This is a genomic window from Belliella alkalica (assembly GCF_022549785.1).
In the GTDB taxonomy this organism is placed as follows: domain Bacteria; phylum Bacteroidota; class Bacteroidia; order Cytophagales; family Cyclobacteriaceae; genus Belliella; species Belliella alkalica.
In genome coordinates, this window is the sequence record NZ_JAKZGO010000002.1 from 216,677 (window position 1) to 232,189 (window position 15,513).

General features: G+C 36.4%; 16 protein-coding genes. 13 read left to right on the forward strand and 3 right to left on the reverse strand.

The genetic code is table 11. The features are described from left to right. Window positions 1-27: 27 nt before the first annotated feature. Both MM213_RS03105 and MM213_RS03110 read right to left on the reverse strand, forming a co-directional pair. Window positions 28-786, reverse strand: a complete 759-nt coding sequence (locus MM213_RS03105) for an anti-sigma factor (RefSeq protein WP_241410042.1) — start codon at window positions 784-786, stop codon at window positions 28-30. Further along, window positions 783-1,343 carry an RNA polymerase sigma factor gene (locus MM213_RS03110; protein ID WP_241410043.1) on the reverse strand — a complete coding sequence of 187 codons (561 nt, stop codon included), beginning with the start codon at window positions 1,341-1,343 and terminating at the stop codon, window positions 783-785. The genes MM213_RS03105 and MM213_RS03110 overlap by 4 nt, the downstream gene beginning before the upstream one ends. A gap of 428 nt (window positions 1,344-1,771) precedes the next feature. Here MM213_RS03110 and MM213_RS03115 point away from each other — a divergent pair, with 428 nt between their 5' ends. The 10 genes from MM213_RS03115 to MM213_RS03160 all read left to right on the forward strand — a co-directional run bounded on the left by MM213_RS03115 (window position 1,772) and on the right by MM213_RS03160 (window position 10,344). Next, entirely contained in the window at window positions 1,772-2,275 is a 504-nt protein-coding gene (locus MM213_RS03115; RefSeq protein WP_241410044.1) for a hypothetical protein, read from the forward strand. 15 nt (window positions 2,276-2,290) lie between these two features. Continuing rightward, complete coding sequence (locus MM213_RS03120) at window positions 2,291-2,791, forward strand: hypothetical protein (RefSeq protein WP_241410045.1); 501 nt, start codon at window positions 2,291-2,293, stop codon at window positions 2,789-2,791. Further along, window positions 2,791-3,303: a hypothetical protein gene (locus tag MM213_RS03125; RefSeq protein ID WP_241410046.1), complete on the forward strand. Its 513-nt coding sequence runs from the start codon at window positions 2,791-2,793 to the stop codon at window positions 3,301-3,303. Before MM213_RS03120 ends, MM213_RS03125 begins: the two co-directional genes overlap by 1 nt. A gap of 162 nt (window positions 3,304-3,465) precedes the next feature. After that, on the forward strand, window positions 3,466-4,281 hold the full coding sequence (locus MM213_RS03130; RefSeq protein WP_241410047.1) for a DUF4412 domain-containing protein: 816 nt from the start codon (window positions 3,466-3,468) through the stop codon (window positions 4,279-4,281). 11 nt (window positions 4,282-4,292) lie between these two features. Then, window positions 4,293-4,997, forward strand: a complete 705-nt coding sequence (locus MM213_RS03135; RefSeq protein WP_241410048.1) for a hypothetical protein — start codon at window positions 4,293-4,295, stop codon at window positions 4,995-4,997. Beyond that, window positions 4,988-5,563 carry a hypothetical protein gene (locus MM213_RS03140; RefSeq protein WP_241410049.1) on the forward strand — a complete coding sequence of 192 codons (576 nt, stop codon included), beginning with the start codon at window positions 4,988-4,990 and terminating at the stop codon, window positions 5,561-5,563. The genes MM213_RS03135 and MM213_RS03140 overlap by 10 nt, the downstream gene beginning before the upstream one ends. A gap of 210 nt (window positions 5,564-5,773) precedes the next feature. Next, entirely contained in the window at window positions 5,774-7,171 is a 1,398-nt protein-coding gene (locus tag MM213_RS03145) for a hypothetical protein (protein ID WP_241410050.1), read from the forward strand. A 46-nt stretch (window positions 7,172-7,217) separates the two neighbouring features. Further along, window positions 7,218-8,756, forward strand: a complete 1,539-nt coding sequence (locus MM213_RS03150; protein ID WP_241410051.1) for a hypothetical protein — start codon at window positions 7,218-7,220, stop codon at window positions 8,754-8,756. A gap of 457 nt (window positions 8,757-9,213) precedes the next feature. Next, window positions 9,214-9,930, forward strand: coding sequence for a hypothetical protein (locus tag MM213_RS03155; protein ID WP_241410052.1), 717 nt, complete (start codon window positions 9,214-9,216; stop codon window positions 9,928-9,930). Window positions 9,931-10,167: 237 nt separating this feature from the next. After that, window positions 10,168-10,344, forward strand: a complete 177-nt coding sequence (locus MM213_RS03160; RefSeq protein WP_241410053.1) for a BF3379 family histone-like protein — start codon at window positions 10,168-10,170, stop codon at window positions 10,342-10,344. Window positions 10,345-10,517: 173 nt separating this feature from the next. Here MM213_RS03160 and MM213_RS03165 read toward each other — a convergent pair whose 3' ends face one another. Next, entirely contained in the window at window positions 10,518-11,234 is a 717-nt protein-coding gene (locus MM213_RS03165) for a TMEM175 family protein (protein WP_241410054.1), read from the reverse strand. 377 nt (window positions 11,235-11,611) lie between these two features. Here MM213_RS03165 and MM213_RS03170 point away from each other — a divergent pair, with 377 nt between their 5' ends. The 3 genes from MM213_RS03170 (at window position 11,612) to MM213_RS03180 (ending at window position 15,479) form a co-directional block, all read left to right on the forward strand. Continuing rightward, window positions 11,612-13,408 carry an alpha-amylase family glycosyl hydrolase gene (locus MM213_RS03170; protein WP_241410055.1) on the forward strand — a complete coding sequence of 599 codons (1,797 nt, stop codon included), beginning with the start codon at window positions 11,612-11,614 and terminating at the stop codon, window positions 13,406-13,408. Beyond that, the gene (locus MM213_RS03175) at window positions 13,405-14,403 is read left to right on the forward strand and encodes a DNA topoisomerase IB (protein ID WP_241410056.1); all 999 of its coding nucleotides are present in this window, start codon (window positions 13,405-13,407) and stop codon (window positions 14,401-14,403) included. The genes MM213_RS03170 and MM213_RS03175 overlap by 4 nt, the downstream gene beginning before the upstream one ends. A gap of 227 nt (window positions 14,404-14,630) precedes the next feature. Next, complete coding sequence (locus MM213_RS03180) at window positions 14,631-15,479, forward strand: SDR family oxidoreductase (RefSeq protein WP_241410057.1); 849 nt, start codon at window positions 14,631-14,633, stop codon at window positions 15,477-15,479. Window positions 15,480-15,513: the final 34 nt, after the last annotated feature.

The following is a 15,513-nucleotide window of genomic DNA, read 5'->3' on the forward strand; positions in this document are numbered from 1 at the left end:
CCATTTTAAGTTTGGAGAAAAATATCCTCAATCTAATTTCAATAATAGTCTCTCTACCTCTTCCATCTTATACCCACTGCTTTTTCTGAGTTTTACCAACTCTTCTTTGCCTTTGATTGAATCTCCTTTCACCAAATAACTCAAGGCCATGTACCATTTTGCTTGGTCTCGGAACTGCATTCCTTCTGAATATAGATAACTTTCAAATAGCATATTGGCACTGTCATATTGCTCCAATTCTATTTTGGTGATGCCTCTATAGAATAGGATATATTCTTTTTGCTGGTTTTTAAGTTCAGCAAAAAGGCTGTCAGCTTGCTTAAAATCACTACTCTCATATGCAATAAATGCGGCAATTTCCAATTCTTCTGGATTGACTATTTCTCCTCTTGTGATCGGTTTTACAACATTTGGGTACGGCTCGTAGAATGCATAGAAATTTTGTGAAATTTCATCATCTGATTGTGATGTAGATGTTTTGACAAAATAGGTGACTGCTAAGATCGAAATCAGAGCAGCTGCGACAGCCATTATTGACCAAAGTCTTCTGGATTTTGGCTTGGCAGTCGATTTTTCAGATTCCTGAATGTCATTTTCTATTTTGTTCAAAAATCCTTTCAACACTTTTCTTTGATTGTTTTGAAAAGCCAGCTTTGTTTTTTGCTGAAATACTACCTCTTCCTTGAATAGAGGGTCTGATTCAAGCAAATCTTCAAAAACCTCTCTTTCTGAATCAGAAAGATTACCTTCGAAATATTTAATTATAAGTTCTTCGTGGATACTCATCTGTTTTTAAGCTTAAGTTCTATAGACTCTCTTAGGGATTTTAGACATCTTGATTTTTGACTCTTTACTACGTCAGTGTGGTTGTAAGCTAATAGCACTTGGATCTCCGCTATTTTTTTCTCTTCATAATAAAAGAGCCGAAGCAATTCCTGGCATTTCTTTCCCAATGATTCTAGGGCATTTTCCAATAGAATCACTTGTGGATCTTTTTCATCAATAAATTCAAAGCTTTCGACCAAACCTTCAAAAAGATCTTGATCATTTTCAATGTCTATAAAGTCAGTATTTGAATTTTTTTTCAAGCGGGTGAAGAGCATGAATTTTCCCATACTGAAAAGGTATGTTTTTAGGCTTCCACTCGATAACTGCAGTTTTTGCTTCATTGATTTTTCATACAAAGCAATGATCACATCTTGATAGATATCGCAGATCTGATTCTTATCTGTATGGTACTTTAAAGCAAACTGGATAAAAGGAGCCCTGTATTTCCTATAAATTTCTTCTAGAGCGGTATTGTCCCCTAGTGACAGCCGGTCCAATAAATTGTTATCCATCATTTTTTAGTCTTAAAAGTGGCAGTTTAGTAAACATAATAATAAAAGTTTTACGAGATGTTTACTTTTCAAATTAAAAGCTGACTAAGCTTAAAATAATATGAGAATATCTTGATTTTGTTCAAAACACATTCAGAATGTTCTATAAAGGTTAGTTTGTCAGGTGTTTATGTGTCTCAAGAAATCTTAATACTAAAAACTTCTTTGACTCAATTTATTGAGGAATTCGATCAAACCAAATTTCTAATTATGATGAACCACAATGACAACAGTAGGTAAATAAAAAAATTAGACCAAGCGGAAATCGTCCACGGTCGACACCAACTGAATTCAATGTGTGTACCAAATCTAACTTGTGTACTGCTGTCAATGCGGAGGTACATATTGCTAAAAATCATTCAAATAAATATATCAACTAAAACTAAAAAATCATGAAAAAAGCTACATTAACATTGTTGACAGCTATGATGCTTTTTGGGATTTCAGCCCAAGCTCAAACTGTAAAAGGAGGAATTACCATAGGGAAATCTTCAGAATTGAAAATCGAAATGAAATCAGACAACCTGATTGATTTATTTGTCGATTTTAGAAAAGAAAAATATCCGATTGTGTTCTCTTTTCAAGGTGATAACCTCAAAAGCAAAGAGGGTAGAGAGATCATTTTTTTCGACTTTATTACGGAAGTTTATTTCAATGGTAAGTTGATTGGCAAAGCCAGCAGAAACCCCATTCCTTACATTCCTGGTGACATGATTATCGGTACAGAAGGTTTTGATTTCATTTCTTTGCTGGGTTTCAACGAAATGACCAAACCCTCTATCAAAGAGACTCCTGGGAAACTTCCTGCAGGTAGCTATCAAGTAAAACTGATAGCCAAACCATTGGATTTTAAAGGGCAAATCAGGCCTGCCATTTTTTCATTTTTAGTTAAATAACAAACCAATTGAATCATGAAAAAGAATATTCTCCTATTAGCAATTACTTTATTTTCCTTTGTAAGTACACTGAGTGCCCAGGATACCAGACGGATTGGAGGCCAGATTATTTATGGCTCCAATTTAGAAGCTTTAGGATTAGGGGTGATAGGCGAACTTCCCGTAGCGCCAAAGATGGTTATTTCCCCAAGTTTCTCATTTTATTTTCCAAAAGATCAGGGGTTTGTCAAACAATCAGCTTGGGAATTGAATGGCAATCTGAATTATATTTTCATTGAGGATGACAATTTGGTCTTTTACGGAATCGGTGGTCTAAATTATACAAATATCAGGGTCAAGTCTGATATTCCTGGACTGGGTAATTTCTCAAATTCTGTTGGGAGAGTTGGGCTTAATCTAGGTGCAGGTGCCAATTTTGACATAGGTATGAGTTTTCTTCCTTTTGCCGAAATCAAGTACATTCTTGGTGATTTTGACAGATTGGTAATAGGGGCTGGAATCAAATTCAATTTGTAATGAGAAAGTTAATCTACCTATCGCTAATTTTTGGGCTATTCATTTCCTTGAGCGCATGTTCTGATGCTCCCACATTGGATAAGCCCAACACTTATGAAGTGAATTTTCCAATTGATAAATATAATGGCGTTATTCCTGATGGAGAAATTTCAGCATCCTACGTAGAGGCCGATTTGGGATCTGGCATTATCCGAACGATCAGTTTATCATTTATGGATGGGGATTTATCTGTGGTGATGCTGATAATGATGAATGGAAATCAGGCATTGCCAATTAGGGGAGAAGATGAAGAGTTTGGGAGTTTTGTGATCATAGACACCCTGGGAGAAAATCCTGAGGGAAGATTTTTGAGTATCCAAGGAACAGTAACTGCCACAAATATCAAGGCTACTGCTCTTAGTGCCTCTACAGGCTTCTTGACAGGTGACTTTACATTTTCCGGTCAATTCGTCAAAGCACTTGATCCTGAAGGTGATCGTACGCCAATAACTGGACGGGTTTCATTTGATTAAATACTTGTAAAGGCTATTGGTTTAAGAATTTAGAACAATAGCCTTTTTTAATTTCCATCACTATTGTCAGACAATCTCAAATGAAATTATGGGCATAACGCGATGAATGTTTACCCAATTTAAGTTTTGGAGACTAAGAGACAACAACCAAAATTAAACAAGATGAAGAATTCAATAAAGAACAAAATTGTATTGACATCCTGCTGCCTATTTTTTCTAATCAGCCAAGGAGAAAGTCAAATCATGAAAAAACTGACTGATAAACTTGGTCAGAAAGCGATAAGCGAATCAACTGAATCTGTAAAAAAGAAGCATGAAAAAAATCCGTTTGAGGAGATGTTTTCTGGAGATGGAGGAATGGATCTGTCGGGTATGTTGGGAGGTTCGAGTGATTACAAGGCTCCAGAAAGTTACAGCTTTGATTTTCAAGTGACTATGAGAATGTCTATGGAAAAAGGCAAGCCAATGACCCAAATATGGAAGTACAATACGAAGGAGGGGTATTTAGGAATGGAAAACGGCGGAGTGCTGATAATCTACGATATCGATAGTGATGTGATGGTGACCATAGACCCCAAAGGAAAAAGTTATACTGCGATGTCTACAAAGTTGCTGGGGACCATTAGTGGAAATTTAGAGGAAGAGGATGAAGATAGTATTCCAGAGATGATCAAAACCAACGAAACAAAGACAATACTTGGTTATAAAGCCACAAAGTATATGATGGAGGATGATCAATTGAAAGGAGAGTTTTGGATGGCTCCAGAAGTTCCTTTTGACCAATCTTCGATGACAAAATCCATCAATTCATTCGGCAAAAAACCAACACCACTTCCCGGTAAGATGCAAGGATTCATGATGGAAATGCAGGCTTATGACAAGAAAAGTAAAAGCACTTCGAACATGGAGGTAATCCAGCTTGGGGCTATCAATGAAGTGATAGCGATGAAACAGTACAAAAATGGAATGGCATTCTAACTATTATCACAATGAAAACAATAGCAATCGCACTCAATCTATCGCTACTATTGGCAGCATCCATGTGTGGCTCAAACTCTGAAGAAAAAAGCATATTTGGGAGTTCATCAAATAATAAAGCTGATCATTCATGTCTGTTGGAATATACAGGAGAAAATACGGGTAAGTTTTTTACAGAGGAATTGATATCGGATTTGGCAAATGGCAACCCTATCGCTGCAGATCATTACGAACGTCGAAATATGTATAAATACTCTTGGAAAGAGGATGGTATTATCCATTTTATTGGCTTCGATGATATGGAAACTGCAGAGAAGCTTCGGCTAAAAAGAAACGATAAAAACAAAGACATCCCAAACCTAGTAGTGGATTATACTAAGAATAATTATCGTGACAAAACCCCCGAAGAAGTCGAGAGATTAAATAAACTTATCAATGATGAACTTGAGAAATCAAAGGATCCAAATGCCAATGCAAGTTCCAATAAGACACTTCAGAGCACTGTCATGTCAATGCAGCAAAATTCATACATCACATTAGACACAAAAGCTGATTATGCAGTTTACAATAAAAGGGGCTTTGGAGTATATGTTGTCGTAGGTGAGGTCTTACTTTCATTAAGTGCTCAGGTAGGGCCATATGGCTCTGTCGATGAAGAGAAAAGTATAGAACTAGCCAGAAAATTGGCTGATAAAGTGGCTACAATATGCAAATGATATATTTTATAGCAGCTCTTTTTATGACAGCTCAGACTACTGGCTGTGCAAAGAAAAAAGACTTTGTTCAGGATCAATCGATTCAACATACAGAATTCAATATTGTACATTTAGAAGTAGGTGGAGAAGTAGTTTTTGATTCTACAAAAATGACTCATTCAAATCTATCTATTTATCCCAATCAGTTGATGTTTACTGTTATGGATGATGAAGGACAAAATATCACAATCACCTTTGCGGGCAAAGACATTTCACAAAGAAAACCTGAAGCACTTACCTTCGATTCCCCTGGTTTATTTCATGGATTTTCTAATGCACAAGATGTTTTTTTTATAGCATTCGGAAAACTTGCCTCTGATAGAGAGCCTGGACAGTTGAAGTATGAGCGTCATTTACCCCAGCTGATCATGCAAGGCGAATTGAAGGTAATATCTTGGACTGATAGCGTTTTTGAATTCAGTTTTGAAGGTAAGCTGGGTGAAGAAAACCAAGTGAACACTCCTGAAAGTTGGCTCCCGTTTTCTGGTAGTATCAAAGCCGCCTCTTATCAACAATACAATGAATGATTATAGTTTTTAGTGATCTAATTTGATTAGGATACTGATTTTAGACTCCTGATTATTTCTAGGAAAACAGAAAAAAGAGTTGTAAGCAATTAACATTTCTATTTTCTATTTCAATCCACTTTCCATCAATTATCTATAGCAACAGAACCCAGATTCGATAGAATTTATCGAATGCATGGACTTGCTATGCCATGTTTAAATTAAAATATTATGCAAAAATCAATCAAATTACTTTTCTCCCTCTTTCTTCTCCTGCTAGGGATGAAGTCAGTATCTGCCCAAGAATGGACAGGGACCTGGAACTCCACCTTTGGAGAGTTTAGGCTGCATCAAGTTGATAACCAAGTTTTTGGTGATTATGCCAATGTCGGAGTACTTTATGGTGGCGTCAGTATCGATGCCTCGGGAAATAGATTTATCGAAGGGACATTTGAAAACTACAGTAGTAGAAGAAACGGTGTCTTCAAATTCAGAATTGACCCGAGCAATTCTGAAAAATTTATCGGTGAATGGACTTTCAATAGCCCGACATCATGGTCTAGTTGGTCAGGAAATAGGACTAGCAAGACTAAGCCAGCCCTACGGAGTTTTTATCGAGTGACTGGAAGGTCGCATGACAAAGATTGGAAAGCGATAAATGAAAATTATGATGTCAGATTCAAGAAAGATGGCATAGCTCACTTTCATACAAAGGGAGTAAATGGCACCTACAACTTTCTCTTGCCAAAAGGGGACTGGGAGATGGAAGTCAAAAAACAGGGTTTCAGAGACTATAATGGTGTAATAGAAGTAAAGGATAGGTATCCTAATCAGAATCAGTACTTTTTGCATCAGTTTCAGTTGATCCCTGCTGGGAATGTTTCGATTGGGGCATTAGATAGGAATGCTATTCCACGAGGTTCTGAAATACAGGTTGTAGAAGCTGCTCGATCAAGCAGTATACAGACTGACTTATTAATCAATTCAAATTCAAATGTCCAAGGCAAAACCTACGTGGTATTGGATAATCAAGGAGAGCTCGGTTACATTCAAGTATCGGGAGATCCACCAAATGCTATTAGCAATCAATTTAGAAAAATCACTAATTACCCGGCTTCCGCACCTATTTCCTTTAGCATCTCTCCTGATGCGGCAATGGTGGCAAAAGTTCACCAATCTGGTTCGGTCAATGCAGATAAACTGGAAATATACAATTTGAGTGGTGTACTTCAGGGGTCACTCTCTCCTCAAGAGTTGAGGAATATGGTCGCAAAAAGAAGTATTCCTTTGAAGCGCGGTGAATTGGTGACTATCAAAAAAGTCACTTTTAGAAACAACACCGACGTCATAGTAGATGCAGATGCTGTGCTAAGCAGTGGAGGCTCCACACTCAAATGGGTAGTGATATTAAGATTCAATAGAACAACCAAAAGATTTACAATGATTGAATCTATAGAGGGAACTTTCGGCAGATTCACTGAGACCAATTCCAGAATAGATTTGGCTAACAAGAGCAAATATCAGTTTGGAACTGACAAAGCTTCCCAAAAAATCAAATTCAACAATAACCAAATTTCGGTTGGGAATAATGTAAGGTTTGAAAAAGGGGACTACACTACACTTAATTAATAACAATATAAATACTATAATAATGAAGAATGTTAAACTTATATTGATGATGACTCTTCTATGTATGACATGGAGTTTCATGAGTTTTGCTCAGCAAAGAGGAATAGATGAAAAATATAATTTTTCGGGAAGTTTCAACAGAGTGAGAGGCACCCAGTCTTGTTTATTTACAGCTAACCAAACAGGTAACAAGGTAGTCGGGAGGATAAATTTTTCTGATCCAAGAGTACAAGGAAACTATACAGGGACGATTACTAATGGGGTAGTCCATGCAACTATCACTTGGGTCTCTGCTCCTGATGACCTCAAAAAAGCTACATTTTTGAGATTACAGAAATTCACAGGTAGGGATTTCCCTGAACTCTCTTTGTTTGATAATGCGAGTTACAAAACCAATAATAGAGTTCGCCCAAAAATAGTCTATGCTTTAGAGAAAAAAGTATTTGGTAGCACTTCCACGACTGCACAAAATAATCCTAGTTCGGTTGCAAATTCAATTTCGAAAGCAGCAAGAGACATCGGAGGATATTACCGCATCGAAGGAATGACAGACGCTACCGGGACTAAAAGAAACTTATTCGTGAATGTTAAAAATTTCCCGGACAATAAAGATAAAAGTAAGGCATACGGAGAAGCTTTGATAATTGGTGAGGCCTATGGTATAGGTTCTCCACAGGGCAAACTTTTTGGCTATGAAACTAATGGAGATAATGTTACTGTCATGTTCGATCCAATTTTTGAGCAGAATAAAAAAGTCACAATGGCTAATGGCAGGATCGTCAATACCTCTGGAGGGATGTCGCTTGTCGCTCCAAGATTGGCATACAGGATGGTGAAAATCACGAAAGAAATTGCCGAAAGAGAGGGGAATAAACTCAATTCTATGGTCACAGTAAGAATAGATTATAAATTTATCTATGTCAATGAATCACTGGCTTGGTGGAGAAATAAATCAACCCTGAATCACTTAAGTGGTGACGTGAATAAATTGGAGATTTATGGCACAGGAGATATTAAAGCAACAAGTGAAACGGCTTCCAGAACAACTGGAATTCCCTTTTTAAACAACCTGAATAATCGTGTTTTTGATATCCCCTCTTCCCGCCCTTTTACTAAATATCAAAGAATGTATTATGATGAACAAAAAAAACTGGCTTGGGGTGGGGAAAGAGCTCACTTATTGTTGGGTTTTTTTAAGTTTGCAAAAGATGCTGAATTACCTAACCCTGATAAGCCGGGAAATGCGATTATCCCAGTGAATTATAAAAGAGAATTTGTTGTAAGTAAAGATGCCTTAAGCCCAAATACCACAAATAGAGTAGGAATAGAAGTGTCAACAAATCTTATTCAGAAGAGAACTAGTGGTGATGTTCAAATGGGTAAGGCTGTTAGGAAAATATACCTACATGAACTAAACGATCCTAACAAATTAAATATCGATGACAAAATGTATAACAACATTTATAACAAAGACACCAAAAATCCAATTGGAATGGTTGAAAAACCATATTACTACATAGGTATTTCTAGAGGTCAAATAAGTCTTCATTATCTAGTGATGTTTACAATAGAAATAATCGAGTAGTTTGTGGAAATCCATCTCATTGAGAAAGTCAGACTTCTTCCTATTTGATATAGTTTTTCACTAATTTCATTATTTATATCCGTTTTCATACCAGTAGAATCTAAATAATTGAATTTACCTGTAATTTCGAACCTATATCAATAAATATCCAATATCTATTAGTATCAGTTTGCCAAAAAACAATCGTTTAATTGATTTGTGGCATGATTGCGGATAATCATATTTCATTATAATTTATATGACTTGTGAGTATGGGAAATCAAATGATATTTCAAATAAATTCGTATAAATTTGTTGTTTAGCTTTGTAAATCTTCTATTCCATGAATCATTTAGATAAGATAATTGGTAGAATTTTAAAATGTACTTTGCTGCTTATACTTAATATTTGTATACGATCACAATTTTGTTTTAACAGTATTTATGCACAAGATATAGATCTCAAAACCTATGACTCAGTGGAAGAAGGACTGTTTTTTGATCAGGTGTTGATCTACGAATACTCAGACCATACAGGTAAATCCGGAGAAATCTGGATTTACCTTAATTCCTGTAATCATCGTTTACTTTTTGACCAATCAGCTTGGGGAATGGAGGATGAAATGATTCATTACGTAATCGGACGGCAAGATGGTTCTTATATTACATTTGGTACGGAAGCTGAAGGCTCTGGTTCAGGGAAGGTAGCATTGTTGGATTCGATTTATTTGGAACTTGTAGATACTTCCTTTGACTATCCAAGGTCTGATGAATATGTTAAGTTTTCATCAGTAGAGCCCATTCAGCAATCCTTTTTTGGTTTGGATGTAAAATCATTCAATGTAGAAAAAAGAATGGATCCCAATGCTAAAGAGTCTATGGCCATCGCAAGGGTAGATTTTGACACTAGAATGATTTATGGATTCAATGAAATTTCTCAGGATCTTCAAATTCCACATTTACTTGGAAATCCTCATCCATATTTACACCCCAATGATTTGATCGTGAAATATAATGCAGATTATGAAAGCATTAGTGGGCAGCGTTATTGGATAAAGTTGGAATTGATTGCGTTGGAGTATACCACCTATTGGGCATCAATTAATGACTATGTTATCAGAACAAAATCAGCAGAGGGAATATTCGTTGAAAAAACAGTTTCACAAGTCATTGAACTCACCCTTGATTGTCACTAATAGTGGACAAAAAAACTAAAATGGAACAAAAGAGTATTCATAAAGGTGGATTTGAGTACAATTTTATATAACTAACATAATTATTTTGCTGAAAATGCAATATCAGTTCAATTTCAATATGGCATTTCACACTATTTGGACTATTTTTGAAAATCGGCATTTTGTTTGCTATTATCGTTTCAATCAAAAATGCTTTAATTTAGAACTTTGTTAATTATCAACTTCAAACAAAAAAAAATGAAAAGTCTTATCGAAAAAATCAACGCTGAATTTGAGACCTTTAAATCAGAGGCAGAGCAACAAGCAGAAAAAGGTAACAAAGCAGCTGGTACAAGAGCTCGTAAAGCTACTTTGGAACTAACCAAATTGTTGAAGGATTTTAGAAAAGAGTCTCTAGAGGCTTCAAAAAAATAATCAATATTAATTTACTCCCCAATCGGGGAGTTTTTTTTTGAAATAAACTTTACTCTTTCACCTATTCTATATTCTAGGTTGCTGAAAGTTGATAGGATTAGGTTATAAATCGTTGGTTAATTATAGTTGACATATTCAAATCAAATTAAGAAGTATATAGCTTCAATTTAAGGTCAGGTATATGCCTGTGATTTTTTTTTGAATTTTTTAGTCCAAATAATGATCAATGGCAAGTATAAGTTGTAAACTATGCCTCCGATCGCAGAAGCCCAAATAAATGAGAATCTGTTAATAATTAGCGTGATAAGTATGGAAAGTAAGGGGATGGAAAACATAATCAAAAGTCTGCTCTTTTGTTGTTTTGTATAAAATTCCTCAAAAGTATTCAAATTTAAATCATGTTTGTTTTTACCAGCTCTTAGATAGAAAAGGTACAAGACGAAATAGAGGGCAAAAGCAACAAAGCCAAAGTAAACCATTAAATAGGGAACTTGGTCTCCATTGATATTTACGTCTATTTCTGTATTGAAGAAATGATTGGTTAGAAACAAGGTTAAAAACCTAAGAGGGTAAACAAAAAAGATCACCAATGCGATAAAAATAGTATTGAGAATCGCCAGCCAAGTGTCATTTAGACTATAAATTTCCGAGAAGATCAAATGCTCATTCCAAATCAACACCAGAAAAGAAATACTTATCAAAAATGCGGGCAATGTTTTGGTAAAAGTCAATAGATCTGCAAATGAATTTGGGTTTGTAAGGTTGAAAATAAGTAAGGTAATAGCTATCCCAAATACGGCATCTGTTAAGTTGTCAAGTCTTGTAGCATTTTCTCCTCGATAATTAATTCTTAGATCGTGCTGCCTGTTTTTTAGTAGATCATTTCTCATTAGATACTTGTGTGAATTTTTACTTACTAAAGATAATAAAATCCATCAAATTGCAATTCTGCATCTCCTAAAATCCACATCTTCTTTGAAATTGTAATTGATTGAATTAATCAATCAACTTCCTTTTGTATTTCAGAGTAAATACCCAAGCCTTAGAATCTTCTCAAACAGTATCATTTAATTTCCAATTAGAAGGCATTTCCTCGCAAAAAATATTGGCTTAAATGTTGTATTTATTTTCACCATATAAATATGTTAAAAATATGATTTTGAAATTTTATACTATAATAGAATTTTAATAGTATAAAAAATTCGACATTAGTTAATATTTTAATAGACTTTTTTTCTAAATAATTTAAATAAAGAAACAGACGTTTATGAATAATGAAAAATATTCAGGTATGGGAGCCATACTTGGCCCAGAAGGAGTGACTTTTAGAGTTTGGGCACCAAATGCTGAGAAAGTGTTTGTTTTTGGGTCGTTCAATGAATGGAATGACTCCTCTTGTGAGATGGAGCATGAAGGAAATGGTTATTGGTCTTTTCATGCTTCTGATGCTTCTGAAGGAACTGAGTACAAATTTATCATTCATAATAATGGTAATGTCCTTCATAGAAATGATCCTTATGCGTTGAAAATGACAAATAGCGTTGGCAATAGTGTAGTTTATGATCTATGGAAGGATTTCAATGACCACGAATTTAGGCCTCCTGCCATCAATGAAATGGTGATTTACGAATTACATATCGGAACTTTCAACAGGGAAGGAAGGGAAGACGGACAAGTTGGGGATTTTTATACTGCAGCAAAAAAACTTGATTACATAAGGGATTTGGGAGTTAATACTGTGGAAATTATGCCAGTGGCTGAATTCCCCGGAGATCTGTCATGGGGATACAATCCATCCAACCCTTTTGCAGTAGAAACATCTTATGGTGGTCCAGATGCGCTGAAGCATTTTGTTTTCGAAGCACATATGAGAGGGATTGCGGTGATTCTTGATGTAGTTTACAATCATTTGGGACCAACCGATTTGAACCTTTGGCAATATGATGGATGGGAAGAGAATGGAAAAGGAGGGATATATTTTTATAATGATCACCGTGCCAAAACGCCTTGGGGAGACACAAGACCTGACTATGGTCGCCCGGAAGTCCGAAACTATCTCCGCGACAATGCTTTGCTGTGGCTAGAGGCATTCCAATGTGATGGGCTTCGGTTTGATGCTACAGCCATCATCCGCCTTCTCAATGTGGATGACCAAATGGGAGGCGCTGTATTGGAAGAGGGGGTAGGATTTTTAAGAAGCTTGAACCAAGAGATTAAAGAAAAATTCCCACATAAAATCTTAATTGCAGAAGATTTGAAGTTTGATTCCAGTGTCACTGCTGATTTAGATCAGGGAGGGTTGGGTTTTGATAGTCAATGGGGAATCGGGTTTTCCCATGTATTGAGAGAGGTATTGACGATCAGCAATGACCATGATCGCAGCATCAATGCAGTGGAGAATTTGCTGCTTAGTAAATTTAACAATGATGTTTTTGAAAAGGTTATCTACACCGAATCACATGATGAAGTCGCCAATATAGAATCCAAAAGACTCCCTGAAGAGATTCAGCCCGGAGATGCAGAAGGAGAATACGCCAAAAAGAAATCAACTCTAGGAGCTTTGGTTATATTCACAGCTCCTGGCATTCCAATGATTTTTCAAGGTCAAGAATTCCTTACATATGAACATTTTCATGATTCCAAACCTCTTGACTGGGGAAGGTTGGAGTACTTTGGTGGGATAGTAAATCTTTACCGTGACTTGATTCATCTTCGAAAAGCTTCCGAAGGTTTTGCACGTGGATTGAATGGGCAAGGGATTGATATACTTCATCATGACGATCAAGGTCTGGTACTGGCTTATGCTAGATATCACCATGATGATCCAGATAATCCTGTGGTGATAGTCGTGAATTTTTCTGTCGAGACAAAATTAGGCTATCGGTTTGGGGTACATCACGGAGGCAATTGGAATGTGATTTTCAACAGCGGATGGTCTGGATATGATCAGGTTTTTTCTGAAGTAGATGTCAAAGAAGTACATTCTGGTGAAGGGCTGAATGGAAAACAACATTCTTTGGTAGTCGATATCCCTTCTTATGGTGGACTAATTCTATCCCGATGAAGGCTAAATATAGATATAGCGAGGAAGATTCTCTTTGTTTCAAGCGAGTAAAGAGGGGAAGGGGGTTTGCTTATCTCAATGAAAAGGGAGAAAAGATAGATGATAAAATAAAGCTAAACCGAATCAAAAAATTGGTAATTCCTCCCATGTGGACTGATGTTAGCATCTGTAGGTTTGATGATGGTCATATTCAGGCCACTGGTAGGGACTTGAAAGGTAGAAAGCAATATATCTATCATTCCGAATGGGAAAGAATACGTCAAGAAGAAAAATTTGAACGCATGTCCCAATTTGGAAAGGCTCTTCCCAAACTTAGAAAAAAGGCGCAAAAAGATCTCAAAGCGAGAAATTGGACGAAAGAGAAGGTTTTGGCTTTGATGGTAACTGTACTTGATGAGACAGGCATCCGAATAGGTAATAAGTTTTATGAAAATGAGAATCAGACTTATGGCTTGTCGACCCTTCGCAGAAAGCATGTAGAAGTTGAGGGAAGTACACTTTCATTGTCATTTAAAGGGAAAAGCAATAAAGAGAGGGAAGTGACCATAGAAGACAAAGCGATCATAAGATATATCAAACGAGTTGCTGAATTGCCAGGATATGAACTTTTTAAATACATCGATGAGGACGGTGAAGTAAACAAAGTAGATAGCCACGATGTACAAGAGTACATTAAGAAATACATGGGAGATGAGTTTACTTGCAAGGATTTCAGAACATGGGTGGGAAGTCGGCTTGCCATTGAACTTTTTCCAGACGCGATAGATCATCAAAAAGAATTCTCAAGAAAAAAACTTGAAACTATACTTGTCAGGATGGTAGCTGATGAGCTTGGAAATACACCCAGCATTTGCAAAGGATACTATATACATCCGGTAATTCTTAACAAGGTAGATATTGGCGAATTTCCCTTGAAAAACCCATTTCGGGAATCCAATTCCCCAACTGCTCTTGATAAATCTGAGAAGCTTTTATTAAAACTTTTAGAAAAATAGCCAGTCTGTGTTAAAATTTATATAAATATATTTTTAATTTACATAATTAACCTTTATTGGTTATTTATAAGATTATTGGAGTAGTTTTTGTAATTTTTTCAATGTTACATTGAGTGCAGAATCTTTTAATTCATAAGCTCAATTAAAAAAAACATTTACCACGATGACCAAGTCCATCCCCTTCTTTTAACAGAGAAGTGGGGTGGGTTTTTAAAACAAAATCGATTATGAATCATCCAAGAATATTTCCAGAACAAAGTCAGCAATTACCGGGAAAAGAAGCTAAAATGAATCCCGAACCGGAAGTCATCAGAGAAGCTTACTGGGGGAGTGGAAAATTGAAGGACAAAACTATTGTGATCACAGGTGGTGATAGCGGAATAGGTCGAAGTGCAGCAGTTCACATGGCGAGAGAAGGTGCAAATATTGCGATGATGTACCTGAGTGAGGATAAAGATGCTGAGGATACCAAAATGATGGTAGAGAAAGAAGGTACAACCTGTATGCTTATAAAAGGAAATATCAGGGATAAATCTTTCTGTAAATCTGCTGCAAAAGAGATAGTGAATTCATTTGGAAAGGTGAATGTGTTGGTGAATAATGCAGCTGTGCAGCACCCGAAGGATACTATTCAAGAAATTGATGAAAGCCAATTGAAAGAGACTTTTGAGACGAATATTTACTCTTTTTTTTACCTAGCTCAAGAGTTTCTCCCACATATGGAAGAAGGTGATTCAATTATCAATACCACCTCGGTGACTGCTTACCGTGGAAGTGATCATTTGATTGATTATGCCAGTACAAAAGGAGCCATTGTTGCTTTTACAAGGTCATTGGCTAAGAATTTGGCGGAAAAGGGAATTCGTGTCAATGCAGTTGCCCCTGGCCCAATATGGACGCCATTGATTGTTGCCACATTTGATGGGATATCAGACTTTGGTAGAGATACACCCATGAAGCGAGCCGGACAACCATCGGAAGTTGGGCCTGCTTATGTGTTTCTTGGATCAGCTGATAGCAGCTACATGACAGGACAAGTGCTGCACATCAATGGAGGTGAGATTGTAGGGAGTTAATTGATAAATAGCCAGCAAATTTTACCCAAATACT

Excerpts from the sequence above, each read along its gene's own strand:
- MM213_RS03145 (WP_241410050.1), top strand. The coding sequence starts at position 5,774 with ATGCAAAAATCAATCAAATTACTTTTCTCCCTCTTTCTTCTCCTGCTA.
- MM213_RS03105 (WP_241410042.1), bottom strand. The coding sequence starts at position 786 with ATGAGTATCCACGAAGAACTTATAATTAAATATTTCGAAGGTAATCTT.
- MM213_RS03175 (WP_241410056.1), top strand. The coding sequence starts at position 13,405 with ATGAAGGCTAAATATAGATATAGCGAGGAAGATTCTCTTTGTTTCAAG.
- MM213_RS03130 (WP_241410047.1), top strand. The coding sequence starts at position 3,466 with ATGAAGAATTCAATAAAGAACAAAATTGTATTGACATCCTGCTGCCTA.
- MM213_RS03160 (WP_241410053.1), top strand. The coding sequence starts at position 10,168 with ATGAAAAGTCTTATCGAAAAAATCAACGCTGAATTTGAGACCTTTAAA.
- MM213_RS03110 (WP_241410043.1), bottom strand. The coding sequence starts at position 1,343 with ATGATGGATAACAATTTATTGGACCGGCTGTCACTAGGGGACAATACC.
- MM213_RS03140 (WP_241410049.1), top strand. The coding sequence starts at position 4,988 with ATGCAAATGATATATTTTATAGCAGCTCTTTTTATGACAGCTCAGACT.
- MM213_RS03180 (WP_241410057.1), top strand. The coding sequence starts at position 14,631 with ATGAATCATCCAAGAATATTTCCAGAACAAAGTCAGCAATTACCGGGA.
- MM213_RS03115 (WP_241410044.1), top strand. The coding sequence starts at position 1,772 with ATGAAAAAAGCTACATTAACATTGTTGACAGCTATGATGCTTTTTGGG.
- MM213_RS03150 (WP_241410051.1), top strand. The coding sequence starts at position 7,218 with ATGATGACTCTTCTATGTATGACATGGAGTTTCATGAGTTTTGCTCAG.
- MM213_RS03125 (WP_241410046.1), top strand. The coding sequence starts at position 2,791 with ATGAGAAAGTTAATCTACCTATCGCTAATTTTTGGGCTATTCATTTCC.
- MM213_RS03135 (WP_241410048.1), top strand. The coding sequence starts at position 4,293 with ATGAAAACAATAGCAATCGCACTCAATCTATCGCTACTATTGGCAGCA.
- MM213_RS03165 (WP_241410054.1), bottom strand. The coding sequence starts at position 11,234 with ATGAGAAATGATCTACTAAAAAACAGGCAGCACGATCTAAGAATTAAT.
- MM213_RS03170 (WP_241410055.1), top strand. The coding sequence starts at position 11,612 with ATGAATAATGAAAAATATTCAGGTATGGGAGCCATACTTGGCCCAGAA.
- MM213_RS03120 (WP_241410045.1), top strand. The coding sequence starts at position 2,291 with ATGAAAAAGAATATTCTCCTATTAGCAATTACTTTATTTTCCTTTGTA.